Annotated in this window: 17 protein-coding genes; 3 read left to right on the top strand and 14 right to left on the bottom strand. The window is 30.2% G+C overall.

Annotation, left to right across the window (positions count from 1 at the left end; genetic code table 11):
* Positions 1-76: 76 nt before the first annotated feature.
* The 3 genes from Q1A15_RS15640 to porU form a co-directional block, all read right to left on the bottom strand.
* The gene (locus Q1A15_RS15640) at positions 77-559 is read right to left on the bottom strand and encodes a cytidine deaminase (RefSeq protein ID WP_299626033.1); all 483 of its coding nucleotides are present in this window, start codon (positions 557-559) and stop codon (positions 77-79) included.
* Between the two features lie 76 nt (positions 560-635).
* Positions 636-1,727 carry a type IX secretion system outer membrane channel protein PorV gene (porV, locus tag Q1A15_RS15635; RefSeq protein WP_299626031.1) on the bottom strand — a complete coding sequence of 364 codons (1,092 nt, stop codon included), beginning with the start codon at positions 1,725-1,727 and terminating at the stop codon, positions 636-638.
* 38 nt (positions 1,728-1,765) lie between these two features.
* On the bottom strand, positions 1,766-5,146 hold the full coding sequence (gene porU / locus Q1A15_RS15630) for a type IX secretion system sortase PorU (RefSeq protein WP_299626029.1): 3,381 nt from the start codon (positions 5,144-5,146) through the stop codon (positions 1,766-1,768).
* A gap of 185 nt (positions 5,147-5,331) precedes the next feature.
* Here porU and gldJ point away from each other — a divergent pair, with 185 nt between their 5' ends.
* Positions 5,332-7,029 (top strand): gliding motility lipoprotein GldJ, encoded by a 1,698-nt coding sequence (gldJ, locus tag Q1A15_RS15625; protein WP_299626027.1) that lies wholly within the window; start codon positions 5,332-5,334, stop codon positions 7,027-7,029.
* Between the two features lie 62 nt (positions 7,030-7,091).
* Positions 7,092-8,357: a UDP-N-acetylmuramoyl-tripeptide--D-alanyl-D-alanine ligase gene (gene murF, locus Q1A15_RS15620; protein WP_299626025.1), complete on the top strand. Its 1,266-nt coding sequence runs from the start codon at positions 7,092-7,094 to the stop codon at positions 8,355-8,357.
* On the opposite strand, the gene Q1A15_RS15615 is transcribed toward murF, so the two are convergent.
* A complete protein-coding gene (locus Q1A15_RS15615) occupies positions 8,350-9,201 on the bottom strand; it encodes an N-acetylglucosamine kinase (protein WP_299626023.1) in 852 nt (283 codons plus the stop codon). The genes murF and Q1A15_RS15615 overlap by 8 nt on opposite strands.
* 30 nt (positions 9,202-9,231) lie before the next feature.
* On the opposite strand from Q1A15_RS15615, the gene Q1A15_RS15610 reads away from it, so the two are divergent.
* The gene (locus Q1A15_RS15610) at positions 9,232-10,080 is read left to right on the top strand and encodes a CpsB/CapC family capsule biosynthesis tyrosine phosphatase (RefSeq protein ID WP_299626021.1); all 849 of its coding nucleotides are present in this window, start codon (positions 9,232-9,234) and stop codon (positions 10,078-10,080) included.
* Between the two features lie 53 nt (positions 10,081-10,133).
* On the opposite strand, the gene Q1A15_RS15605 is transcribed toward Q1A15_RS15610, so the two are convergent.
* The 10 genes from Q1A15_RS15605 to Q1A15_RS15560 all read right to left on the bottom strand — a co-directional run bounded on the left by Q1A15_RS15605 (position 10,134) and on the right by Q1A15_RS15560 (position 24,398).
* Positions 10,134-12,506 carry a tyrosine-protein kinase gene (locus Q1A15_RS15605; protein WP_299626019.1) on the bottom strand — a complete coding sequence of 791 codons (2,373 nt, stop codon included), beginning with the start codon at positions 12,504-12,506 and terminating at the stop codon, positions 10,134-10,136.
* Positions 12,507-12,511: 5 nt separating this feature from the next.
* The gene (locus tag Q1A15_RS15600; RefSeq protein WP_299626016.1) at positions 12,512-13,288 is read right to left on the bottom strand and encodes a polysaccharide biosynthesis/export family protein; all 777 of its coding nucleotides are present in this window, start codon (positions 13,286-13,288) and stop codon (positions 12,512-12,514) included.
* A 34-nt stretch (positions 13,289-13,322) separates the two neighbouring features.
* Positions 13,323-15,221, bottom strand: a complete 1,899-nt coding sequence (locus Q1A15_RS15595) for a nucleoside-diphosphate sugar epimerase/dehydratase (RefSeq protein ID WP_299626013.1) — start codon at positions 15,219-15,221, stop codon at positions 13,323-13,325.
* 58 nt (positions 15,222-15,279) lie between these two features.
* Positions 15,280-15,795 (bottom strand): DUF2892 domain-containing protein, encoded by a 516-nt coding sequence (locus Q1A15_RS15590; RefSeq protein WP_299626010.1) that lies wholly within the window; start codon positions 15,793-15,795, stop codon positions 15,280-15,282.
* Positions 15,796-15,850: 55 nt separating this feature from the next.
* A complete protein-coding gene (ccsA, locus tag Q1A15_RS15585; RefSeq protein WP_299626007.1) occupies positions 15,851-18,994 on the bottom strand; it encodes a cytochrome c biogenesis protein CcsA in 3,144 nt (1,047 codons plus the stop codon).
* A gap of 106 nt (positions 18,995-19,100) precedes the next feature.
* Positions 19,101-19,979 (bottom strand): phosphatidylserine decarboxylase, encoded by an 879-nt coding sequence (locus Q1A15_RS15580; RefSeq protein ID WP_299626004.1) that lies wholly within the window; start codon positions 19,977-19,979, stop codon positions 19,101-19,103.
* Positions 19,980-19,981: 2 nt separating this feature from the next.
* Positions 19,982-22,045, bottom strand: a complete 2,064-nt coding sequence (gene scpA / locus Q1A15_RS15575) for a methylmalonyl-CoA mutase (RefSeq protein WP_299626001.1) — start codon at positions 22,043-22,045, stop codon at positions 19,982-19,984.
* A complete protein-coding gene (locus Q1A15_RS15570; RefSeq protein ID WP_299625998.1) occupies positions 22,038-22,736 on the bottom strand; it encodes a hypothetical protein in 699 nt (232 codons plus the stop codon). The genes scpA and Q1A15_RS15570 overlap by 8 nt, the downstream gene beginning before the upstream one ends.
* Positions 22,729-24,081, bottom strand: coding sequence for a methylmalonyl-CoA mutase subunit beta (locus Q1A15_RS15565; RefSeq protein ID WP_299625995.1), 1,353 nt, complete (start codon positions 24,079-24,081; stop codon positions 22,729-22,731). The genes Q1A15_RS15570 and Q1A15_RS15565 overlap by 8 nt, the downstream gene beginning before the upstream one ends.
* Complete coding sequence (locus Q1A15_RS15560; RefSeq protein ID WP_299625992.1) at positions 24,081-24,398, bottom strand: septum formation initiator family protein; 318 nt, start codon at positions 24,396-24,398, stop codon at positions 24,081-24,083. Before Q1A15_RS15560 ends, Q1A15_RS15565 begins: the two co-directional genes overlap by 1 nt.

The following is a 24,398-nucleotide window of genomic DNA, read 5'->3' as shown; positions in this document are numbered from 1 at the left end:
TTTTCGTTAATGAATTTTCTTTTTTTAGGTGTTTTTATTGATGAAAAACTAAAAATTAACTTATGTTAATGAATAATCATAAATAACTGCTATCGAATGAAAAAGGTAATAAAGAAACTAAAGATTCTGTTTTAATTACTTTTCCCACTTCTCCCATAAAAATAACTTCGAAAGGAGCTTTTTGATTTACTTCATAATCTAATAAAGTTTGTCTACACGCTCCACAAGGACCAACGGGTTTATCCACTTTAGTGGTTTTTGAAGAAGCTACAATAGCTAGTTTTAAAATTTTCACATTAGGATATTCAGATCCTGCTTTCCAAACGGCTACACGTTCTGCACACATTCCAGAAGGATACGCAGCGCTTTCTTGATTACTACCGTGAATGACAACGCCATTTTCTAACAAGATAGCAGCACCGACATTAAATTGAGAATATGGTGCGTAAGAAGTTTCTTTAGCAATGTTTGCTTCTTTGATCATATTTTGATCTTCAATGCTTAATTCGGAAACATCATCATAAATGATAGCTTGAGAGGAGAAATTTATTTTTTTCATGTATTCAAATTCAATAGTAGCTAAAAAAAGCAGTCATGATTGACTGCTTCTTTAATGTTTTTATGTTGGAAAGATACTAATAATCTTCGTAAATCTCACCTAAATCAAATGATATAGAAAAACGTAATGTATTTTCTAAAGGATTATTTACGTCAGAAACGTTAACTAAATAAGATAAATCAACGTTGAAAGCGTTAGCTGTAAATCCAGCTCCTAAAGTGAAATATTTTCTATTTCCTTTAACTTCACTTTCATTAAAATATCCTGCTCTTACTGCAAATGCATTGTTATATAAATACTCAGCACCTAAAGACCAGTTAACTTCTTGTAATTCTTCACTGAAGCTACGATCTAATAAAGATGTGAACATTCCTTCGAACCAACCTCTTTCAGATTGAGTTCCGCTTGAAGGAACTAATAATTTTCTAAATTCTACATTAACACCTAATGTATTGAAGTCATCAAAAATGAAATCAAATCCACCACCTAATTTTGCGATAGTTGGAATGAAGTTTTCTTCTCCAGGAGTGTATTCTACTTTAGGACCGATGTTAGCTACATTTAAACCAATTCTGTATCGACCATTAAAAGTCCCATAGTTTTCTTCATCAGATTGGTAGTATGCAGAAATATCAACAGCGAAGGAGTTAACTGCTTCTAAAGAATCGTCTACATCTAAGTTAGAGTTAATATATTTTAAACCAACTCCCATAGAGAATTTTTCACTTAATTTAAGAGAGTAGTATCCAGAAATTGCAAATTCTGTTGGGTTTTTAAAACCTGTAGGTAAACCAGCTTGATCTGTTAAATCAATTTGACCTAATGAGAAAAACTTTAAATCTGCTCCCCAAGCACTATTTTCACTAAATCTGTTTACAACTGATAAGTTACCAGCGAAAATATCATCAGTTAAGTTTCTTAACCAAGGCACATAATTTCCTCCAATACTTAATTTATTACTATTAAAAGCAATTTTTGCAGGGTTATGAAATAAAGAGAAAGCATCTGCAGATGTAGCAACACCAATATCTCCCATACCACCGGCTCTTGCATCAGAAGTAATTAATAAGAAAGGTAAAGATGTTGTAATTGCTTTAGAATCGACTTGGGCGTTCATTTTGATACCCGTTGCGGAAATAGCTAGAATTAGTAATAGTAATTTTTTCATTTTGATTTTAACATTATTTTGACAAATATATGATTTTATTATAGGATAACTAATTTCTCATACTTCTCTGAAGTTAAATTACTAACCGAAGAAGTAACTTTGATTTTATACACATAAACTCCTTTACCTATTTTATTACCAAAATCATCTAAACCATTCCAAGTTATAGATCTTGATAAACCTCCATTTGTCTGTACAGTTTGGTTAATTGTTTTTACTAATTTTCCTGAAACAGTGAAAACCTGCACTTGAACTTCTAAAGGTTCGTTAGGTTTATTATGGTTAAACCAGAACTCTGTATAATTAGTAAATGGATTAGGATAATTTAATACATTTTCTAGAGAAAGTTTGGTATCGCTTATAACCTCAAAATTTAACGTGATTTCAGAAGAATTATTATAAGTATCCCAAGCTTTTATTTTAAGGGTATGCAAACCAACATCTAAATCTCTAAATTTAAAGTTTACTTCTCCTTTCGTAAAGTCGTTAAGCTCGGTTTCGTAAAAATCATTTAGAATAATTGGTTCAGCTTGATTGTCATCCAAAATAGCTACAATATCATGATCAACAGCAGTAATAGATGTGTTGATTCCGCTAATATCTGATAGTTTTAAAATAAGGTTTGGAGAAGAATTCGTGGTTCCGCCATCAACAAAAGATTCATCATTCATGAATGCAGCAAGTTCTGGTCCGATTGTGTCTTCAGGAGCATTTTCATTGATGCCACCGACAACAATATCGAAATTTACACCAGCTTTATCTTCATTTTCATTTAGGGCATACAAACTAATTTTTCCGTTACCATTGGTAATTTTAATATCTTTTGGAACAATAAATTCGAATTCAAATTGTCCGTTTTGAACAGAAGATTTACCTCTGAAGATTTTACTCTCTTGAGAATCGAATGTGTTTACAATGCCAAAACCATCATTATCTAATGTTGTTTTATCAATAGGTTTATCAAATATTGTAGTAAATACTGTTCCATTAAAATTAGATAAAGGAATTCCGCTATTATCACTTACAATACCTTCTAGTTTTATTCGTGATAAAGCTTTTAACGTATCTATTGGCTGCGTAATATCTACATCATTAACTTTAGTTATTCTTACATCTGGTTTTGGAATAGCCAATTTCATTGCAGGATCACCAAAATAAAAAATGAAAAATCGTTGATTACTAGAAGTCTCGTTTTTTGTTTTAATCAAATTTGTAGCAATACTATCGTCGGAATTATCAAAATCAAAAACATATTTTGCCAATTCCTTATTAAAAGCTTCACCTAAAAATATAAAGACATCTCTAGTAGTTGTAATCATACTAACTGCTCCACCATTTTCATTTAAGAATAATTGTTCTCCAGCAGTATCTCTCAAAGGATTATCAAATCTTGAAAATTCACATGTAACTGTAATAAATAAAGGTAATGTATTGAAGTTATTGAATCCTTGTATTTGAGGAACTTCTAAAATACGCTCAGCTGCTAGTCCGTCTTCACCACCATGACCAAAATAATTAAAAGCTAGGGCACCTTTTTCCATAGTATTAGTTATGGCATCTTTTACATCAGGATAACGTTCACCACCCGAAGAATTTTCTTGCCTGAATGCATCTGCATAAATCTTATTGATATTAAAAATAGGTTTATACTTTTTAATACTATCAGCAACTTCTTCTAATCCAGATTGAAGCGTTCTATCAGAATTTTCGTCAATATCATCAGCGATTAAGGTGATATTATTTCTCCAGTCACCAAAAGATTCAGTATCGTAATAACTTAAAATTTTATCAATAACAGTAGTTGCTTCTTGAATTGTAGTAACTGGTATTCTTCCAGAAGTGATATCAATAGTATCAGAAGATAACATTCTACCGTCGCTATCTTCAATCATTACATAAAAATCATCAGTAACATATGAAGCCACTAGGTCGAAACTATTTTCAGCATGAAAAGTAGGGACGATATTATTATTCCCGGTTAAACGATCTTTAAAATCGTATGAAGAATCACCAAAAAAGCAAACGTATTTTAATTTACGAGTACTATTATCATGTAAATGTTTTATAAAATCTCGAATACCAACTATATCAGGAGCACCAGAAGAAAATTCATTAAAAATATCTCCAACTTCTACCACTCTAGTAGTGAAATTAGAATTTTGTTCGTGATAATCTGCTAATCTCTGTGCTTGAGGAATTAAATTAGTATTGGTAATAACTAAATAATCAATATCAACTAATCCATGTAAATTCTGATTGCTTACTGAAGAAGTATTGATTCTTTCAGGCGAAAAATAATCATTATCATTGGAAACAATATATTCATTTAAATTACCACCTAAAGCGGTAAAAATAAAATTGGCAGAAGTAGTATCTTCATTACTAATATTAGTCGGATTTATTGGGTCACTAACATCCCAAACATTCGTAATATTTGAAGCATCTTGAATTTGAAAAGTAATTGCTCCTGCACTTTTAGCTTGTTCAAAGCTTCTAAATGTAAATTGTTTATCATCTGCTATTAGTTGTTTTTTTCCAACTACTTCAATATAATCTAGATAAGCATTTGCAGAAGGATTACCATTATTATTGTATATAATATTTATAGAAATAGTATTTGCTGCATTAGTTGTACCGGTACTAGTACCATATCTGGCTAGTCCAGATGAAGAAGAAGTTGAGACAGGAGGGAAGCCGATAGTTGATAAATTACTTCCGTTTGCTGTAATATTCATATTAGATGTAGTCGTTGATTGAGTAACAGCAGTTACTCTTACAGCAACATTTGAGCCTGTTAAAGCTTTATCAAATGGAATTGAAAAAGTCTGATTATTTTCAAAACTAAAGCTCTCTCCAAACCATAATCGCCCAACTGCAAGTAAATTTGTTTCTTCTCGTTCATAAAAAATAAAATCGTCAAAACTAGTTAGCGTAGCAGTAGAAGCATTTGTAACAGGAGAAGCATTAGTTATTCTTTTCCCTGGAGTATCAGAAATATTAATAAAATAAAAAGCCTTGTCGGTATAGATATTCTGGCGATGAGTAGCAGTTTCGTTGGTAATATTAACATCCCAACTATGTGGACCTACACCATAAAAAAGTATAAAATCATCAGCGTTAAATCTATCATCATTTTCACCACGAACAAAGATTGAATTCTCTTGTAAATCATCATATCTAAATTCAGAAGCTAATTCTGGTAATAATTTACCTCCATTCCCATATATTTTAATATTTTTGGGGTTCACAGCGTTTATGTTAATACCTAGGCTAGATAAGAAATTAGCATCAATTTTGAATACGCCAGTAGTGTCAATAGCGAATTTATACCACTCACCATTTGAGAGTACAGAATTTCTACTTTGACTAAAAGCAAAAAGACTGAAAAATATTAGGATAAAAAGTGACTTTTTTTTCATGTAATGTTCTAATATAACGAGACCTTTTGTAGGTTAGTATTCATTTTACAAGATTAATATAATAAAGTGAAAAAACAATCGTTAAGATTGAGTATTCATTAGATAATTCAAAATTATTATATTTATATATTAATATGAATTTTAAATGTTGTAAATTGGCAGACCCTAAAAAAAGAAGTTAATACATGAGAAGTACGTTAAAATTATTAGGTTTACTAGTTATCTCCGCAATGATTTTTTCTTGTAATAGTTCAAGAAGAAGCTCTGGTAAATCTTCTCTAACAGGATGGAATTTTAATGATCCAAACTACGGGAACTATGTAAAAGGAGAATTTAAAGATGGTACTACGCCTGCAGGTATGGTACACATTGAAGGTGGAACTTTTACAATGGGATTAGTTCAAGATGATGTAATGTTTGATTGGAATACTACTCCAAAACAAATGCACGTTCGTTCGTTTTACATGGATGAAGCTGAGGTAACCAACTCTGAGTATGGTTTATTTATGCAATACACAAAAGATGTATTCCCTCCTTCAGATCCACAATTCAAGCATATTTATCCTTCTATCTTACCAGATACTTTAGTTTGGAGAAAAGGATTAGGAAATACAAACTTACTTTCAGAAAGTTATTTAAGACACCCTGCATATTCAGATTACCCAGTAGTTGGTGTAACTTGGATTCAAGCAAATCAATACTGTAAGTGGAGAACAAATGCGGTAAACTTAAAAATCTTAATGGATAAAGGTGTTATTACTAATATCTTTAAAGAAGATTCTTTAGAGTTTAAAGGAAGAAATAACTTCGATACTGATGTCTACTTAACAGATCCTTACGTTCTTTTTGATGGAGATTCAACAATCTACAAAAAAGGTATTCCTGTACCAAGAAAGAAAGGAGAACCAAAACCAGCTAAAGGATCATTTACTGGTAGACAAGTAACTTCTTCAGATGGTATTTTATCTCAAAAATTCAGATTACCTACAGAAACAGAGTGGGAGTATGCTGCAAAAGCTATTTTTGAAAATAGAGAATATAATAATATTAGAGGTAGAAAGAAATATGCTTGGACTGGTAAGTATACAAGAAACAGATCTCGTTCTAAAAGAGGAGATCAGTTAGCTAACTTCAAACAAGGAAGAGGTAACTATAGTGGTATTGCAGGATGGAGTAGTGATGGAGCAGATATTCCTAACGCAGTTAGAAGTTATCCACCAAATGCATTCGGATTATACGATATGTCAGGAAACGTTGCAGAATGGGTATCTGATGTATATAGACCAATTGTAGATGCTGAAGCAAATGATTTCAACTATTTCAGAGGAAATATTTATACAAAAAAACTAATCGACGAAAATGGTAAAGTAGTTATCGTTGATGATAGTGAAGTAGAGATTGATACTTTAGTAAATGGAAGTATTGTTCCTAAAGCTTTACCTGGAACAATTAAATATATCCCAATTACAAAGGATGATACTTATATGAGAAGAAATTATTCTTTTGCTGATAATTCTGATTTAAATGATGGAGACAAGAAGTCTACAAAAAACTTTGATGCTGATGAAGATCAGAGAGTTCCAAGAATGTACGATTCTCCAATCAGACCAGAAAGTGAAAGAGATACTTTAGGTAATGTCATTTCTAATTTAGAATACGACAAGAAAAGAAGAACTACATTAATTAGTAATAAAACTAGAGTGTATAAAGGTGGTTCTTGGGCAGATAGAGAGTATTGGTTAGATCCAGCTCAGAGAAGATATTTCCCAGAGTACATTTCTACAAACTTTATTGGTTTTAGATGTGCAACTGACAAAGTAGGTCCAATGGTAAGAGATCAAAAGAAAACTGCTACACCTAGATACAGTTATTCAAGAAGATAAATTGTAATCAATTATAAAATCAAAAACCTCACTTTTAAGTGAGGTTTTTTTATTTTTACAATATGAATTTGGAAGGTTTATATAATTTATATAGTCAGTATTATTTAGTTGATACAGATACAAGAAAAATACGCAAAAACACTATTTATTTTGCGCTTAAAGGAGCTAATTTTAACGGAAATACTTTTGTTGAAGAAGCTTTGAAGAAAGGTGCAATTTATGCTGTAGTAGATGAAGAAGAATTTAAAACTAATGATAATATAATCTTAGTTGATAATGTGCTTGAAACATTACAATCTTTAGCTAATTATCATAGAAACAAACTTAATATTCCTATTATTGGTTTAACCGGTAGTAATGGTAAAACGACTACGAAAGAACTTATAGATGTTGTATTGAAACAGAAGTTTAATACAAATGCGACTAAAGGGAATCTTAATAATCACATAGGAGTACCTTTGACTTTATTATCAATGACAGCAGAAACTGAAATTGGTATTGTTGAAATGGGAGCAAATCATCACAAAGAAATTGCTTTTCTATCCAATATTGCAGAGCCTGATTTCGGATATATAACGAATTTTGGAAAAGCACACATAGAAGGTTTTGGTTCTGTAGAAGGAGTTATTGAAGCAAAATCTGAATTATATGATTTTTTAATTGAAAATGATAAGAAGATTTTTGTAAATCAAAATGATCCTATTCAGTTACAAAAAACAGAAAATGCGAATAGAATTTTTATCGAAGAGAGTTTATCATTTATTAGTGCTGATCCCAATGTGAAATTCAAATTTAAAGATTTTGAAATCGGAAGTAACTTAATAGGATCTTATAATTATAATAATATAGCTTGTGCAGTAACTATTGGAAGTTATTTTAATGTTGATGTTGTCAAGATAAAAGAAGCAATTGAAAGTTATATTTCAGAAAATAATAGATCTCAAATCGTAGTTAAAGGTAGTAATAATATTATTCTTGATGCTTATAATGCTAATCCGACAAGCATGCGTGCCGCTCTTGAAAATTTCAATCAGACTAAAAGCGAAAAATCAAAAATTGTTATTCTTGGCGACATGTTTGAATTAGGGAATACATCTCAAGTTGAACATCAAGAAATAGCTGATTTATGTGATACGTTGAATTTTCAGGAAATAATTCTAGTAGGAAATCAGTTTTCAACTGTAGTTTCAAAAGGAGATCATTTAAAATTCAAAGAATTTGATGGGCTTAGGAACTATCTCGAAGAAAATAAATTAAAAAACAAAAGCCTTTTAATAAAAGGCTCTCGCGGTATGGCATTAGAAAGATCTTTAGCTTATATTAATTAATATTTGCTTTATGATAATCTAACAAATTGTCTATTGGTCTTTGTATTACACCAGATATTTTTAAGTCATATTTTTTAGCCACTTTTTCAAGTATATCTCCGAAATAGTGAGCGATTGATCCAATAAAATATATAGGAGTAGAAGCATCTTTTTTGTAGGGAAGAACTCTGTATTTAAAAAACTCTTCAAACCCTTTTTTGATAATTTTCTTAATGTATTTTTCTTCCTTAAATTCAAACATAAACTTAGCAAATGTAGCAAGATACATGTTCGGATTAGGTTGTTTATATAGGTTGAATTTTATATGATCAGCATCTAAATCATATTCATTAGCAAACTTTTCTGCAATTTTCTTCGGCATTTGACTATAGTAATAGTCTCTAATTAATTTTTTTCCAAAATAATTACCACTAGCTTCATCCATAATTGTATAACCTAGCGAAGCCGCAACCATTTCCATATCGGTTCCATTATAATAACAGCTATTAGAACCAGTACCTAAAATACAAACTATAGCAGGCTCTTTTCCAGAGGCAGCATATACTGCAGCTAGCATATCTTCAGCAATATTTATTTCTGCATTGCTGAAAATTTCTTGCATTACTTTATTTAAGATTTGTACAGGTTTAGGAGTACCACACCCAGCTCCATAAAAATGTACCTCTGTAACTTCATCTTTGATGTTAATTAATTGAAACATATTTATAATACGATTCTTTAACTCTTCCTCTTGAATTACAGCAGGATTTAATCCCAATGTACGTACTCTAAATACTTCATTTTTGTTGCTATCTAAAGCTATCCAATCAGCTTTTGTAGAACCTCCGTCTGCTATTAAAATCATTGTTTTAGTTGATGTTTTAACCAAATATATATGTTAGAATTTGGATATACAATAGGTGAGAAAATTTCAAACGTTTTCGTCGAAATAAAAGTTGAACTTTTGATTAAATACTTTAATTTTACATTAGATTTAAATGAAATTATGTTTTTTTTAAAAGAAAAGAAAATACCGCTTACTTCGTTTTTTGATAGTAGTTTTATTGATATACATTCACACCTTTTGCCAGGGATTGATGACGGAGCTAAAAATATAGAGGATAGTATTTCATTAATTATAAAAATGAAATCTTACGGAATCGAAAATTTTATAACTACTCCTCATATTTTAGGAGATGTATATCCAAATACTCCAGAATTTATAAAAGAAAAACTAGATGAAGTAAATAATGCTTTAGCAGAAAAAGGAATCGATGTGAAAATTCAAGCTGCTGCTGAGTATATGATGGATGAGAAATTTTCTCAACTATTGAATGAGGATAATATTTTAACACTTAAAGACAATTTCATCCTTGTTGAGATGTCTTATTTCAATGCGCCTTATAATTTATACGATATTTTATTTGAAATTCAATTAAAAGGATATAAACCAGTTTTAGCGCATCCAGAACGTTATGCTTTCTATCATAAAGATTTCCAAAACTTTTATAAACTAAAAAAAGCTGGTTGTTTATTCCAATTGAATTTATTGTCACTTACTGAACAATATGGAAAAGGAGTACAGTCTACCGCGGAGAAGTTGATTAAAGAAGGTTTATATGATTTTGTAGGTACAGATACTCATCATCACAATCACTTAAAACTTCTAGAGAAAATCGGAACAAAAAAGAACCATAAGAAGATTGAAACATTGATTAAGAACAATAATAAATTCTTAATGTAACAATAAAAAAAGGATGAATTTTAAATTCATCCTTTTTTTATTGTTACTATTTTTTATCTATTGAAAATCCTTTTATACCATGGATCTTTTGTGTCTTGAACATTACCGTATCCATAACCATATCCGTAGCCATATCCATAACCTCTAGTCATGTCAGTGTCATTTAGTATAATAGCCATGTTAGGTAACTTTTTGTCTCTGTACATTGTATCAGGAACTGTAAGTAATCTCTTATCTAAATAGTTAGCACGAGTTATGTATAAAAATACGTCTGCTTTTTTAGCAATTAGAAGTGTATCAGTAACTAAATTTACAGGAGCAGTATCTACAAGAACATAATCGTAAGATTTCTTAAGTTCTTCAAATAAGCCATCTTGTACACGATCAGACATTAAAAGTTCAGCAGGATTTGGTGGAATTACACCAGAAGAAACAATATCCAATCCTTTTAATTCAGGTACTCTAAACTTTAAATCATTTATAGTTAAACTATCATCAGCAATGTAGTTAGTAATACCTTTACGATCAGGAATTCCTAAGTATTCTGTTACTTTAGGAGCACGAAGATCCATACCAACTAAAATTACTTTTTTTCCTGACAAAGCTAAAGTAGCAGCCAAATTAATAGAGATGAAAGATTTTCCTTCTCCACTGGTGGTAGATGTTATAAAAATTGTTTTACCTCCTTCAGATTTTTTATTAGATAACATAAAATCTAAATTAGTACGGATCAATCTAAATGCTTCAGCTGTACTAGATCTAGCATCAGAGTTTACAACAATTTTCTGATTGGTTTCGTTATGAGGAACATCTCCAATAAAAGGAACCGAAGTTAAATCTTCTATATCTTTTTTAGTATGGACTTTAGTGTCCAATAAATCTCTCAAATATATTATTATAAAAGGAATAATAATTCCCATAATTAAAGCTCCTAAAAATATAATTTTCTTTTTAGGAGAAATAGGAATATCCGATCCATAAGCTGAATCAATTATTTTTGCATTATCAACTGTCACAGCTAAAGAAATCGCAGTTTCTTCTCTCTTTTTTAAAAGATAAGAATACAAAGTAGCAATAATTTCTTGTTGTCTAGCTATATCTAAGAATTCTCTTTCTTTAGTTGGGATAGATGATATCTGTGCGCGCATTGTTGCAGATGCTTTATTAAGGTTATCTAAGTTAAATTGTATTGCTTTTAATTGATTGTTCAATCCAATTTTTAAAGCTTTTTTTAAGTTAGAGATGTCAGATTGTAGCTCTATTACAACAGAATTTTTTATACCAGCACTCTTTAACAATTTATTTTTCTTACTTAATAAAACATTATATTCACTTATAGTCTTAGCAATATTAGGGTCTTCTAAACCTAAATTAGGGGGCAATCTGCCTTCAGATTCATTTAGTTCTTTAATTAATGCCGTTGTTATTTTTAATTGAATATTTGCTTGTATAATCTTTTCTTGAGTTGAATTCTTGGTTGTTAACGCTAATTTAGCTTCAGACTCAATATCTGTAACATTATTTCTTTTTTTAAAGTTTTTGACTTTATCCTCTATAATAGCAAGTTCTTTACCTACTTCTGTTAATCTTTCATCTATAAACTCTATTGTTTTACCTGAAACTTCACTTTTATCTTTTATGGCGTCTAGATTGTATTGCTTTACAATAGCATTTAAAATGTCTTCAGCTTTTTTTAGTACAGTAGATTGAAGTTTTAACTTTAGTACACTAGAGTTCTTATTTATAGGAGAAATGTATACTGAATTTATTAATTGATCTATTACTTTATCTATAGGGAATATACTAACAATTAATTTACCATCAATAGAATTTATATTGAATAATTCAGTTTTTTCAATTGTAATATCTCCTAATTCTTCAGTATTGAAATTTTGAGAGAAATTCACATCATCAAAAAGAACATTTCCTTTTATATCAGATATTTTGAAACTATTTTGAGTTTTAATCTTAATAGAGAAAGATTTATTTCTATCAATTTTATTTAGAATCGAAGAGTCTTTTATTTTAAATAAAATTGGAGATAAATTATATATTTCTGAGTTTTTTACTCTACCTTCAGTAATATATTTAGTAGTTAAGTTTAATTTTATTATAACATCTCGAAGTATTTTTCTAGATTTTAGGATTTCAATTTCATTGTCAGGATTATTACTAGATCCTCCACCAATAATACCTAAATCTTTGAATGCTTCTAATTCTGTTGATATACCAGATTTTTTATTATCTTTTATTAGTATAGTTGTACTTGCTGAATATTTTGGAGTGTTATATCTTAAATATAAAAAAGCAAAAGTTATACTTATAATCACTCCAATAGTAAACCACTTCCAATGAAATAAGTACTTTTCAATTTCAGCACGTATATTTATTGTGTCATTTTCATTAATGTTTTGATTCTCCATCATGATATTTATCTTGTTAGTACAGCAATTAATGAAACAATAATAGATCCGATTGAAACAAACAAACCAGTATTTCTATTGAATGCAGCATCTTGAGAAGATGATTTGTTTTGATCCACATATACTAAGTCATTCTGTTGAAGATAATAAACAGGAGAAGTAAAGATCTTGTTTGATCTCAAATCTATTGAGAATTCTACCTTTTTACCATTAATTTCTCTGAATACTTTTATGGTATTTCTTTTTCCAGTAATATTTAAATCCCCTGCTAAACCAATTGCTTCTAGTATAGTAATTCTTTCATTTGGTATTGTGTATGTTCCAGGTCTTCTGACATCCCCTAAAATAGTTACTGAATAATTAGCGATTCTTATATTAATAGTCGGGTTTTTCACATAATCAGGGTCTAGTTTATCCTTAAGTAAATCAATAGTTTGATTTCTTGTTAATCCTCCAATTTTTAATTTTCCAATCACAGGGAAATCTATATAACCATTGTTATCTATTAAATATGATTGTTGTTGAGGAGATCCAACTGCATTATTCGTCGTTGTTGAAAAATTAACAGCTGGTAAGTTAAAAGATTTTACCGATTCAAAATCTAAAGCAGATATAGTTATTTGTAATAAATCATCAGGTTTGAGTATTGTTTTATATGAGTTTGAAACCTTAGTTTGATCGATTTGATCGTTTTGAAAATAAGTAATATCTCTCTTAGAAACGCAAGAAGTTAGAATTAAACTTAGGGAAATTATAAATATAACGACTTTAAAAGCTTTTTGCATATGTCAAAATTTTTCGCGAATGTAATAAATAATTTTAATTTAAAATCTTATCATCTAATTTCTCGTAAATAGAATTATTTGATTTAAACTCAGGTACTATTTCTTTTATTAATTTAACAGATTTACTATTTTGATAATCTAGATTTTCAAAACAAAGATTCTCAATAAGATCCTTTATTTTATCTACATTTAAATTTTGAGTTTTAGCAATCATAATTTTTTCATGATAGGTAGGAGTTGTGTTTTCACCATTAGCTAATAATTCCTCATATAGTTTTTCTCCAGGTCTTAAACCAGTAATCTTAATATCAATATCCTCTGGGAATTTTAGACCTGAAAGATGGATCATTCTTTTCGCAATATCAAATATTTTAACAGACTTACCCATGTCAAAAATATAAATTTCACCACCTTCTCCCATAGTACCTGCTTCGATAACAAGCTGACAAGCTTCAGGTATCGTCATGAAATATCTAGTGATATCTTTGTGTGTGACTGTTAGCGGTCCTCCATTTTCTATTTGTTTTTTGAATAAAGGAATTACAGACCCGTTAGATCCTAAAACATTACCAAAACGTGTTGTAGTGAATTTTGTTGTATTAGAAGTATTACTTAAACAACTAATATACATTTCAGCTACTCTTTTTGTCGCTCCCATAACATTAGTAGGATTGACAGCCTTATCTGTTGAGACCATAACGAAACGATCAACTTTATGCTTTACAGATAGATCAGCTATGTTTTTTGTTCCAGCAATATTTATTTTAATCGCTTCATATGGGCTTTCCTCCATTAAAGGAACATGTTTATATGCCGCAGCATGATAAACTTTATCAGGCTTGAATTCATTAAAAACAGATTCCATTCGAGTCAGATCTCTTACATCAGCAACAATAGAAGTAAAGTTTTCAATGCCTTTTCTTAATAATTCTTGTTGTATTTCGTACAGAGGTGATTCTGCTTGATCTATTAAAACTAAATGTTTGTGATTGTATTTACAGATCTGTCTAGATATTTCACTTCCTATAGAACCTGCTGCTCCAGTTACAAGAATAACTTTATTGTTAACATCTCGTTTTACAATTGGGTTATCAATAGATATTGGTTTTCTATCTAGTAAATCTTCAATTTTTACTTGTTTAATTTGATTAGCCTCAAAATCTCCTCCAATCCATTTTGAAAACGGAGGAACAATCTTAGGTTTTACTCCTAATTCTAGTAGCCTGTCAGTTAAATAGAGTAATCTTTCAGACTTAATATTTTGTATAGAGAAAATAATTTCATCAATTTCTTTATGATCTACGAATTTCTTGGTGATTTGTGATCTACTATAAATTTTAACTCGATCAATTTTTTTACCAACCTTGTTTTTATCATCATCGATAAATCCAATTACTTCATAATTATTCCTAGTGTCTCTATTTAATGCACCATAAGTTATCAAACCTGAATCACCAGCACCATAAATCATAACGTTGGTGATATCTTTTAATTCGGATGAAATAATTTCATAAAAGGCCTTAAAAATAAATCGACAAACTACTAATACGAAAATAGTAATGAAGTAATGAGTTAAAGCTATAGTTTTAGGTATGGTAAACCAAGGAATAATCTTATAGACATTATTAATTGCGACCATAAATACAATAGCCATTGAAGCTAAAGTAACACCAATAAATACATTAAAAGCATCTCTTGTACCAGTGTGTCTTATTATTCCTTTATTGGAACCTACTAGCCAAAAACTAACTAAAAAAATAAGACAAACAAAAGGTATCTGAAAAGTTAAATCTTTGACATTAAAGTTCAAAGAAGTAAATCTTATAGTGTAAGCTAAAATAAATGATAAGCCTACAAGGATAGTATCTATTATTAAAACTAGCCAGTGAGAGGCATGTCTGTTAAGAGCTTTTAAAAGAAAATTTCTAATCATCAATCACGAATCAATTGGAGTAAAGATACAATTAATTAAATAATGGCATTTTTACAGATTAAATTCTCTTCATTTGTTGTTTAAGCATTTGAATTTGCTCTTTCAACATTCCATGTTTATCTAACTTTTTTGCTTCATTCATTAATGTAGTTGCTTCCCTCTTTCTTCTTTTAGACATTGCTATACTTGCTAACTGTAATTTAGCCATAGCCATATCATGATCCATAGATAACCCAAGCTTTACAGCTTTTTTTAAGAATTTTTCTGCTTGAGTTAAATTGGTTTGAGAAAGCATTGTACCATGAAGGTAATTGTAATAACCTTGTTGTTTAAGTGTTAATGCAGTCTCAGGGTTTTTAATATAACTCAACCATTTTTTAGCTCCATCGAAATCTTGAGTTCTTAACTTCAAAAAAGCAAGTAAAATAAATTCATTTTTAAAATAGAATAGAATAAAAATTCCTGTAAGTAATAATATAGCTATACCATTACCAATGTGACCTTGAGAAAATTCATATACGGCCCATGCAAAAGTTAAAAAAGCTAAGCCTAGTTTTATATTCTTATTAAACATATTTATTCATTCTAATTTTGCGACAAATGTACGTTATTCTTATATAAATGAAAATTTACTTTTGAGAAAACTTTTTGTTTCTAAGCCAAGCAGCAACAGTAATTAAAATAAGTACAGCAATATAAATGTATGCTTCTTTAGGTGTAACGACTCTATCTCCACTAGCGTATGAATGTAATCCAGATAAATAGAAGTTAACTCCAAAAAAAGTCATCATAATAGAAAGGTAAGAGAAAGCAGACATGAAATTGAAAGCTATTTTACCTCGAAGTCCTGGTATTAATCGCATGTGTAAAACAAAAGCACAAACCATTATTGAGATTAAAGCCCAAGTTTCTTTAGGATCCCATCCCCAATAACGTCCCCAACTTTCATTGGCCCACATCCCTCCTAAGAAGTTTCCAACGGTAAGCATTACTACACCAACAGTTAAAGACATTTCATTAATTAAGGTAACTTCTTTAACGTTCTCATCTATCTTTTTATGATTTTTTTCGTTTTTAAAGATTAATAATATCAACGCTAAAACTCCTAAAATCATACTTAATGAGAAAGGTCCATAACTAGCAACAATAATAGATACATGAACTAAAACCCACCAAGAGTTAAGTACCGGTTGTAAGTTTGCTATTTCTGGATCTATCCAATATTGATTTGCAAATGCAAGAATTATAGCAGAAACAAATGTAGCAGCACCAATTGTTAGTGAAGATTTTCTTCCTAAAGTTAAACCAAACAGCATTGTAGCCCAAGCAACATAAATAACACTTTCATACGCATTACTCCATGGAGCATGACCAGAAATATACCATCTAACAATTAATCCTGATGTTTGAATTAGAAATAATCCAATTATAGAGTAAATTAAAATCTTTGATATTGATTTAAATACTTTCTTATTGTAAAAGATCTGAAGAATTACAAAAACAATTAAAAGTACACTTACTAAACCATAGTATTTAGCAAGCTTAGGGAATATTTTAGCTTTGTTGTAAAGAATTTCCGCATTTATTTTTGTCTCAGAAGGAAGTACTTCACTTCCATATTTGTTTTGGAATTTTTTAATACCATCTAATATTTTTCCTGCTTCAGTATAATCATTCGATTTTTTCGCTTCTTGTAATAATTGTAGGTAAACTGGTAAAGATTGCTTCACGAAAACAGAGTCGGTTCCTCTAAAAGGAGCTTGAGAAGTTTCAGGTTGTGAAACCCACTTGTTATTCTCATCGTTTGGAATAGGATATATTTTTAAAATTCCTCCTCCAATAGCTTGGTTTAATAACCATAAACGCTTTTCAATTTTAATAACATCTTGCTCAAATTTATTCTGAATCTTTTTCTTCTGTGCTTCACCAATTAATTTGCTGATTTTTGAATTTCCTTTCGTATCATAAAAATCAATAAATCGTGCGTGCGTAGCATCTTTAGGTAAATCTAAAGCTTCTCGTATTTTATAATTTCCTCTTTCAAGATATATAAACGGCACTTGAAACCAGAATCGAGGATATTCAGTCATAGAAAGTAAAATCTGACTTGGAGTCATTCCTTTAAAACTATCTGAATGTGAAACTTTTCTTACAAGTTCTGATGCAAATGTATGTGCAGGCTTCATTCTTCCTCCAGCATCTTGAATTACAATTTTACTGAACTTATCTGCATGTTTTATATCTACACTATTTGCTTGTAAAATACTATCTATTTTTTCTTCGGAAAGAAGGTTTTTGTGTGTCTCGTGTTGACCAAAAGTTAATCCGAATGAGAATACTAATGGTAAGAAAAGTACAGCTCTTTTATTTTGAAGTTTTTTTAGTTGTTTTTTCAAACTATCGAATCGAGTATGTTTAGCAAATAACATAGAAATTAAACCAATATATAAAAGTGAATATCCTAGGTAGGTAACAAACGTTCCCCAGAAATCATGATTTACAGATAAGTGAGTTTGTTCAATAGCTTGTCCTTCGTTTTTGTAACTCGCTTGAAAGAATTTATAGCCTTTGTAATCTAAAATGTGATTCATGTAAATTCTGTAATCGAAAGAATCATTATTGTCAATTACGGAAACTTCACTAGCGTATGAAGAAGCAGTTTCAGATCCTGGATATTTCTCTAATTGAAAATCGTTTAGCTTAACATTAAACGGAGTTTGTAATAATTTTGCACCATACCAAGCTCTAATATTTAAACCTCCAATAGTTAAATCTTGTTTGTTACTGGTGTTAAATTGACCTCCAACAAATTCTACTTGTTTTGTTTCTCCATTACATGAAATATCGAAAACCACAGTGTCAAACTTTTTATCATCTTTTTTACCACGAACAGTTTTTACTTCACCTTTTTCGGCAGGACGAGGGATTACAAACTGAAGTCCGTCTACATTATGAAGCGTTAAAAACTGAAAATGTTGAGCACTGTCTTTAACTATTTGACCACGTTTTTGATCTGCCATACGCAACCAATTTCCATCTACTTTAGAAGTGAATTTTAAGTTTTTTCCTTCGTAAAAGAAATTAATATTAGCGTTTCTATTTGGAGCATCAAATCCAACTAAAATATTGTGAATGTTTTGAATAGTTCCTCTTTTAATGTAATGTTCATGACGACTACCGCTAGAACTTTCTACAAAGAATAAATGTTCAACTCCATTTTCATCTAAGACTAATTTTTTCTCAGACCAAGGAATGTAATCCACAAGTTTAAAGTTAATTTCATTAGCTGGTTTACTTTTGTTTGGTTGAAATTTAAAAGTGAAGTCTTTGCTATTTTTTCCCCAAGCTGATAATAATAATTTTTCATCATATGTTTTTTGAGAAGCATTATCATCAATAGTAGCATTAAGATAATTAACGTCTGACAAGAAAATGTTAGTAGATTCTCCTTCATCGATAATCATCATTCCTTCATAACCAATATATCTTGTAATTCCTGCACCAATAATTATGAAAAGAAAAGCAATATGAAACATAAAAACAGTCCATTTTTCTTTTCTTAATAATTTGTATCTGAAAATATTTCCAAAGAAATTAATGATAAAGAATACCATGATTAACTCAAACCACCAAGTGTTGTACACTAGTTTTTTTGCTGTTTGAGTTCCAAAGTCATTTTCTATAAATGTAGCAATTCCCATTGCGGCTGCAAAAACAAAAAATAACACAGCCATTAAACGAGTAGAGTATAATATATTTAAGATTTTCTTCATTGTAAATTGCGTAGATAAAACTGTGCAAAGTTACGGAAAGTTACAAGAAATAACTTGTGAGTAGAAGTGATTTTTAATCTTTAGAATAAGTTAAAATTAAGACAAATTAATTTCCTATTTGTTCGCCCATTTTAACAAAGGTTTCAATCTGATTTTTAGTGTTTTCTAAAATATCACTATCAATCTGAATTTTGTCTTTATCAACCAAGACTACAATTGTAGATCCGCCAAAAGCAAAATAGCCCATTTCATCACCTTTGTTAACAGGAGAATTTGCTGTGTAGGTTTCTAAAATACTACCTACCATGGTTGCTCCAACAGGCGCTAATAAGATATCACCTTTGTCTTCAGTTTTTAAAATACAATATTCACGTTTGTTTTCGCAAAATACAGTTGTAAAGTTGGATGCTAAGGCGTAGGGTGAGACAGATAGATAATCCCCTTTTATTTTTGTTGAAGAAGATGGAATTCCTTCATATGGAAAATGATATCTGTGATAATCATTCGGAGCTAATCGTAAAATTAACAAAGAAGCATTTTTATATTTTTCTGCTAATGTTTTATCACTTAAAAATTCATTTAATGTAAATTTTCTTCCTTTAACAAAGAAATTATGTACATCTTCGATATTTTCGAACGCTAATAATTTTCCATCACCAGGAGATATGAATCCGTTTTCTATTGGTCTAGCCTCAGGTTTTAATTCACGATAGAAAAAATCGTTGAAAGATGTAAACTCATCAATAGATTTTTTAGCTTCAGAAATATCAATGTTTAGATCAGCAACAAAACCTTCTATTTTTTTTGTAGAAGATTTTTTATTCATTTTTCTTCCGTACCATTCAGATAAAAATTTACGTTTTACCAAAGGAAGAAATAGCATTTTTCCAAACGGATTGTTGTATAAAAGTTTCAAAAAACCTTCTCCAGGAGGAGTTTCGATTTCTGTTTTGCCTGTTTTTCTATTGATGAATTTTATTTGCATGATTATTCTTCTACACTATCAATTAAAATTTCTAACATGTCAATTGCAGCTTGTGCAATTTTTGTTCCTGGTCCGAAAACTCCAACAGCACCAGCATCAAATAAAAACTGATAATCTTGAGCTGGAATTACACCACCAACAATTACCATAATATCTTCACGACCATAATTTTTTAATTCTCCAATTACTTGAGGAACTAATGTTTTATGTCCTGCTGCTAAAGATGAAATTCCTAAAATATGAACATCATTCTCAATAGCTTGTTTGGCTGCTTCTTTTGGTGTTTGGAAAAGCGGACCAACATCTACATCAAATCCTAAGTCAGCATAACCAGTGGCAACAACTTTTGCACCACGATCATGACCATCTTGACCTAGTTTAGCAATCATTATTCTTGGTCTTCTACCTTCAAGTTCAGCAAAGTTATCGGCTAATTCACTAGCTTTTTTGAATAACGAATCGTCTTTTATTTCTTTACTATACACGCCAGATATGGTTTTATGTACTGCTTTATGTCTACCAAAAATAGATTCTAAAGCATCTGAAATTTCACCTAATGTAGCTCTTTTTCTTGCAGCTTTAACTGCTAAACCTAGTAAATTTCCGTTACCAGTTTCTGCACATTTTGTTAAATCCGCTAGGCATTGATCAACTTCAGCTTGATTTCTTTTCGCTTTTAAATCGTCTAAACGATCAATTTGAGATTTACGAACAGCTTCGTTGTCTACCTCTAAAATATGTAAAGGATCTTCTTGTTCTAATTGATATTTGTTTACACCAACAATTACATCTTGACCACTATCAATTCGAGCTTGCTTAATTGCAGCCGCTTCTTCAATTCTCATCTTGGGAATACCTTTTTCGATAGCTTTTGTCATTCCTCCTAATTCATCAACCTCTTGAATTAATTTCCAAGCTTTGTTAGTGATTTCTTCTGTAAGTTGTTCTAAGTGATAACTTCCTGCCCAAGGGTCAACAGTTTTCGTTATGTGAGTTTCCTGTTGTAGATAAATTTGAGTGTTTCTTGCAATACGAGCAGAGAAATCTGTAGGTAATGCAATCGCTTCATCTAAAGCATTGGTGTGTAAGCTTTGTGTTCCACCAAAAGCAGCAGCCATTGCTTCAATTGCTGTTCTTGCTACATTGTTAAAAGGGTCTTGCTCTGTTAAACTCCATCCGCTTGTTTGACAGTGTGTTCTTAGTGCTAAAGATTTTGGATTCTTTGGGTTGAATTGTTTTACCAGTTTTGCCCATAACATTCTACCAGCGCGCATTTTTGCAATTTCAGTAAAATGATTCATTCCAATGGCCCAGAAAAAAGATAATCTTGGAGCAAAAGCGTCAATATCCATTCCGGCAGCTAAACCAGTCTTAATGTATTCCAATCCATCGGCTAATGTATATGCTAATTCAATTTCTGGAGTTGCTCCAGCTTCTTGCATATGGTATCCAGAAATAGAAATTGAATTGAACTTTGGCATATTATTACTAGTATATTCGAAAATATCAGCAATAATTTTCATTGAAGGAGTAGGAGGATAGATATAAGTATTTCTAACCATAAACTCCTTTAAAATATCATTTTGAATAGTTCCTGCTAATTGTTCTGGTTTTACGCCTTGTTCTTCAGCAGCAATAATATAAAAAGCAAGAATAGGTAATACGGCTCCGTTCATTGTCATAGAAACCGACATCTTATCTAAAGGTATTTGATCGAATAATACCTTCATGTCTTCCACAGAATCTATGGCAACACCAGCTTTTCCAACATCACCTTGAACTCTTTCGTGATCTGAGTCGTAACCTCTGTGCGTTGCTAAATCGAAAGCAACGGATAAACCTTTTTGTCCAGCAGCTAAGTTTCTTCTATAAAAAGCATTACTTTCTTCAGCAGTAGAAAAACCTGCATATTGACGAATAGTCCAAGGTCTTCTAACATACATTGTAGAATACGGTCCTCGTAAATTCGGAGCAATACCAGCTACAAACTTTTCATGTTCGAAACTCTTTTTTTCAGAAGTTGAACTGTTGTCTATTTTTATATTGGAAATATCTTTTCTACTCATAAGTTACATGTGAGTTTAGGTAAGCGTAATATAATTGAAAAGCTATAAAGGTTTTTATAGCTAGGTTTTTGTAATCTTCTTCTTTTAAATTTAATAAAGCAGATGCTGTTATTTGAGGTGAGTAACCTGAAGTTTCTCTAAAGGAGGTAATTAAATCAGTCAAATCTTTATTGTTTGCTTCAGTCATTGTTTTTTCAGAAAAAGAGTCAAAATAATTTATAACTAATATGTCGTTCCTTTTTTCTTGTTCCTTGAACCACTTTAAAGTAGTTGGACTCATTTTATTTATAGTTTCAGAGTCAAGCTCTGATAAACTTTTAAACCCTTGTCGAGTTCTATTTTCTTTTTCTTTTATCCAAATATAGTCTTTTAATATTCGGTCCGAATTTAAAAGTAGTTTGATAGATTTTTTAGTAACAAAAGTGCTGTCGATTGTTTTCTTTTGCTTTGAATCTTGAGTTATAAAATGAAAGTTATTATTTAAAGCAATTATATATTTTTTAAATGCATTGTGAGCATGATTTTTATCTATTCGGTATTTTTTACAAATAATATCTTCAAAATGATCAACCATGTTATCTATTAAACGATTTTTTCTGGAAGAGAATGAATCTCTTTTAGGATTGATTATTTGTGAGTGAGTTATTTGAGTAATAAATACGAAAAATAATATATGTAAGAATTTACTCATCTTCTAGTCGTTGTTGCTCTAATTTTTCTGCTAATCGTTTTTGAATGATTGGCTGGATTAAAGTTTTTTCTAAACGTTTTTTTACAAAAGGAAATAATTCTAAATCATTTTTCATTTGATCTTTATCGTTCTGAATTTTATTGGTCCCTAATAAAACTAGATTTCCGTTGTCAAAAAGTTCTTGTTCTTTTTGAGCAGATTCTTCAATTTTACGTTGAATAATACCTTCTTTTAGTTGCTTTAAAAATCCGCCACCTTGCTCAATTTGTTTGAAAATTTCTAAAGCGTTTTCTGCTAACTGTTGCGTGATTGATTCTATATAATAGCTTCCGTCTGCAAAATGTTGAGCATTTTCAAATCCGCTTTCTTCTTTTAAAACTAATAATTGGTTTCTAGAAATACGTTCTCCAAATTCATTTGACTTATGAAATATTTCATCATAAGAAACATTGGAAACAGTATTGGTTCCACCTAAAACAGCACTCATACTTTCAGAAGTAGTACGAAGCATGTTTACGTTGTAATCATATAATGTTTTATTACGAAGTGATGGCTGTGTGAAAATGTGAGCGTCTTCTTTATTTTCTATACCGTATTCTTTTAGTAAAGCGTTCCAAAGAATTCTAAAAGCTCTAAGTTTCGCGATTTCAAAAAAGTAATTGCTACCAACAGAAAAATTAAAATGAATTTTATCTGCAATATTACCTTCGAAATGATTTAAATATTCATTTGCGTGTGCTAAAGCATATGCTAACTGTTGCGTACAATTTGCTCCTGCATTTTGATATATAGAAGCGTTGACTGCAATACTGTTATTTTGCGTTGTAATTTTCTCTAATTGTTCGTGATCAGATTTTAAGTTAGTAAACCAATTTCCTGTTTTGGCTAGGTTTCCAATAATATCAATATTGAAATAGCAGTTAGAGCTATTTGTTGCTTTTGATAATTTTTCTACAAAATCTGCATCAAGGAAATTAAACTTAAAATAAAATCTAATGTTTGAATTGATATCAATGTTGACTAAAAGAACATCGATGTCAAATGTTTTGTCAACCACAAATTCAATAGCATTTGCACCTCTATTTAAAGCATCAACTGCTAGTTTGTTTGCAATATTTACATCGTCTACAAAAACCGTCTCACAAATAAAGAAATCGTTTTCGGGTAATTGCAAATGTTGATGGGTTTGATCTTCTTTTGAATAAAAAGGTTTAACGGTAATGCCTTCATTAGTGTGCCACAATAAAGTTTCATTATAATCAAGGCCTTTTAAGTCAACTTGAATTTTTTGTTTCCAAGCTTTCTCTGAAACCCCTTCAAATTCATCAAATAAAAAATTATTCATTACTTTTTAATGGTATCAAATTCGATTATGTAAATATCTTCGTTTTCCTTTTTCATTAAGTATTTTTCTCTAGCAAAGCGTTCAAGTTCTAATGAATCTTGAAGTTTTCTTATCGTTTCTTTATCCTCAGCAATTTTCTTTTTATGATATGAATTCCAAGTTTGGAGTTCTTTTATTTCTTTATTGAATTCTCGATGGTTTAAATACGAGTTTTCATCAAAAAAAAGCATCCATACTACAAAAACAGTAAGAATTACTAAATATACATTAGTAATTACTTTAAAGAAAGGTTTGTTTTTTAGTGAATTAAAATTCAT

Source organism: uncultured Tenacibaculum sp. (genome assembly GCF_947495995.1).
Taxonomy (GTDB): domain Bacteria; phylum Bacteroidota; class Bacteroidia; order Flavobacteriales; family Flavobacteriaceae; genus Polaribacter.
Note: the sequence above shows the minus strand (reverse complement) of the source record. Positions and strands in the feature narration are given on the sequence as shown.

What these genes read in the sequence shown, in the direction of transcription:
- Q1A15_RS15640 (WP_299626033.1), bottom strand. Translation starts at nt 559, where the DNA reads ATGAAAAAAATAAATTTCTCCTCTCAAGCTATCATTTATGATGATGTT.
- porV (WP_299626031.1), bottom strand. Translation starts at nt 1,727, where the DNA reads ATGAAAAAATTACTATTACTAATTCTAGCTATTTCCGCAACGGGTATC.
- porU (WP_299626029.1), bottom strand. Translation starts at nt 5,146, where the DNA reads ATGAAAAAAAAGTCACTTTTTATCCTAATATTTTTCAGTCTTTTTGCT.
- gldJ (WP_299626027.1), top strand. Translation starts at nt 5,332, where the DNA reads ATGAGAAGTACGTTAAAATTATTAGGTTTACTAGTTATCTCCGCAATG.
- murF (WP_299626025.1), top strand. Translation starts at nt 7,092, where the DNA reads ATGAATTTGGAAGGTTTATATAATTTATATAGTCAGTATTATTTAGTT.
- Q1A15_RS15615 (WP_299626023.1), bottom strand. Translation starts at nt 9,201, where the DNA reads ATGATTTTAATAGCAGACGGAGGTTCTACAAAAGCTGATTGGATAGCT.
- Q1A15_RS15610 (WP_299626021.1), top strand. Translation starts at nt 9,232, where the DNA reads ATGTTAGAATTTGGATATACAATAGGTGAGAAAATTTCAAACGTTTTC.
- Q1A15_RS15605 (WP_299626019.1), bottom strand. Translation starts at nt 12,506, where the DNA reads ATGATGGAGAATCAAAACATTAATGAAAATGACACAATAAATATACGT.
- Q1A15_RS15600 (WP_299626016.1), bottom strand. Translation starts at nt 13,288, where the DNA reads ATGCAAAAAGCTTTTAAAGTCGTTATATTTATAATTTCCCTAAGTTTA.
- Q1A15_RS15595 (WP_299626013.1), bottom strand. Translation starts at nt 15,221, where the DNA reads ATGATTAGAAATTTTCTTTTAAAAGCTCTTAACAGACATGCCTCTCAC.
- Q1A15_RS15590 (WP_299626010.1), bottom strand. Translation starts at nt 15,795, where the DNA reads ATGTTTAATAAGAATATAAAACTAGGCTTAGCTTTTTTAACTTTTGCA.
- ccsA (WP_299626007.1), bottom strand. Translation starts at nt 18,994, where the DNA reads ATGAAGAAAATCTTAAATATATTATACTCTACTCGTTTAATGGCTGTG.
- Q1A15_RS15580 (WP_299626004.1), bottom strand. Translation starts at nt 19,979, where the DNA reads ATGCAAATAAAATTCATCAATAGAAAAACAGGCAAAACAGAAATCGAA.
- scpA (WP_299626001.1), bottom strand. Translation starts at nt 22,045, where the DNA reads ATGAGTAGAAAAGATATTTCCAATATAAAAATAGACAACAGTTCAACT.
- Q1A15_RS15570 (WP_299625998.1), bottom strand. Translation starts at nt 22,736, where the DNA reads ATGAGTAAATTCTTACATATATTATTTTTCGTATTTATTACTCAAATA.
- Q1A15_RS15565 (WP_299625995.1), bottom strand. Translation starts at nt 24,081, where the DNA reads ATGAATAATTTTTTATTTGATGAATTTGAAGGGGTTTCAGAGAAAGCT.
- Q1A15_RS15560 (WP_299625992.1), bottom strand. Translation starts at nt 24,398, where the DNA reads ATGAATTTTAATTCACTAAAAAACAAACCTTTCTTTAAAGTAATTACT.